The sequence below is a fragment of the Polynucleobacter sp. 35-46-11 genome, assembly GCF_002281105.1.
Genome location: NZ_NCFJ01000553.1, coordinates 1 through 1,587 on the forward strand (window position 1 = coordinate 1; position 1,587 = coordinate 1,587).

At 46.1% G+C, this 1,587-nt stretch carries 2 protein-coding genes and 1 pseudogene; 1 reads left to right on the top strand and 2 read right to left on the bottom strand.

Going from position 1 to position 1,587, the window contains the following annotated elements; genetic code table 11:
• On the top strand, positions 1 to 307 hold a 307-nt coding region (locus B7Y67_RS17510), incomplete at its 5' end, for an NUDIX domain-containing protein (RefSeq protein ID WP_293599724.1).
• Here the strand turns inward: B7Y67_RS17510 and rapZ are convergent.
• Together rapZ and B7Y67_RS17520 are read right to left on the bottom strand one after the other, a co-directional pair.
• Complete coding sequence (gene rapZ / locus B7Y67_RS17515) at positions 252 to 1,142, bottom strand: RNase adapter RapZ (protein WP_293599725.1); 891 nt, start codon at positions 1,140 to 1,142, stop codon at positions 252 to 254. The genes B7Y67_RS17510 and rapZ overlap by 56 nt on opposite strands.
• A gap of 1 nt (position 1,143) precedes the next feature.
• Positions 1,144 to 1,587 (bottom strand): annotated as a pseudogene (locus tag B7Y67_RS17520) (HPr kinase/phosphorylase); the annotation flags it as partial.

The following is a 1,587-nucleotide window of genomic DNA, read 5'->3' on the forward strand; positions in this document are numbered from 1 at the left end:
AGTCAGCAATTCAGCTGCTTTTACTGCTAAAGAGTTGTTTCAGTTGGTGTTGCCAGATGAAAAGACTGCCAGTGTTTTAAAGAGCTTTCAATTCATCGAGCAAGGAGTAGAGATTAAACATATCTTTACCCATCGACGTTTGTGGATGCAAATCTGGCATGTGACATCAAGTGATGCCATGAAATTCTCTAGTGATAATTTGAAGTGGGTGCCATTGCGTCAGCTTGGAAAATACGGCCTACCTCAACCAATTAAATTGCTACTGCAGGGATTGAGTCTAACTCGCGGTGACGGCTTAAGAAATTAATCTGCAGTGATGACACATCTTTTTGCGGCAGAAAATGCGCAGCAATCCGAGTGACTAAGTAGACAGAGCGATGTTGTCCACCAGTGCAGCCGATAGCAACAGTCAAATAACTACGACCATCTGCAATGTAGTGGGGCAACCATTTTTCAATAAATTGAATAATGTCATTCTCCATGCTCACGACTTCAGGAATTTTTTCCAAGAATTCACGCACAGGCTGATCTTTTCCGGACAGTGGTCTTAAGGCTTTGTCATAGTGCGGATTCGGTAGACAACGAACATCAAATACAAGATCTGCTTCACTTGGCAAACCCTTCTTAAATCCAAAAGATTCAAAAATCACGGTAAGCCCTTGGGGCTTATCTTTCAGAAGATCCTGTATCCAAGAACGTAGGGCATGGGCGGGTAGGTTGCTGGTATCAATGCTATGCGCTTGGGTGCGAAGGGGTTCTAGTAGGTTACGCTCTGTATCAATCGCCTCTATCAAGGTAGCCGACTGAGTCTCCTGAGTTTTACCAGAGAGCGGATGACGTCTACGGGTCTCAGAAAAACGCTGGATGAGTGTATTGGTATCTGCATTCAAGAAAACAACTCGCACATCATGGCTGCGTCGTAAGTTTTCTAAGATCTGGGGTAGCTCTGCGATTGACTGGCCGCGACGGGCATCAATGGCTACTGCAACGCGTTCACTCTTCTCGATCTCTAGAGTGGTGATGAGATTTTCTAAGAGGGTGACTGGAAGGTTATCTACACAGTCATAGCCTGCATCCTCAAAGGCTCTAAGCGCAACGGATTTACCTGAGCCGGAAATACCGGTAATCAGATTGATTTGCATATTAAATGAGTCGACCCTGTGACTTAGTAGATTCAGCCTCTGCATTCATTTGCAAACGCTGACGCTCCATAAATTCTTTTAAGGTATCAATGCCCCGCAGTTGCAGAATAGTATTGCGGACTGCCGCCTCTACTAGTACAGCCAAGTTACGCCCTGCAGCCACTTGAATTTTGACGGTCCTTATTGGAATGCCCAGCACATCAATATGTTGCGCTTCCAATGGAAGACGCTCGAACTCACCATCATTACGACGAACGAGTTGAACGATCAAACGTAATTTCAATTTACGACGCACGGCCGTTTCACCAAAAATAGTGCGGATATCCAATAAGCCTAGTCCACGTACCTCTAGGAGGTTGCGCAGAATCACGGGGCAGCGACCCTCGATGTAATCTGGTCCGAGACGAGCAAAGTCCACCGCATCATCAGCCACTAAACCGTGGCC

Bases quoted from the DNA above. Each gene is read 5' to 3' on its own strand.
- rapZ (WP_293599725.1), bottom strand. From the start codon at position 1,142: ATGCAAATCAATCTGATTACCGGTATTTCCGGCTCAGGTAAATCCGTT.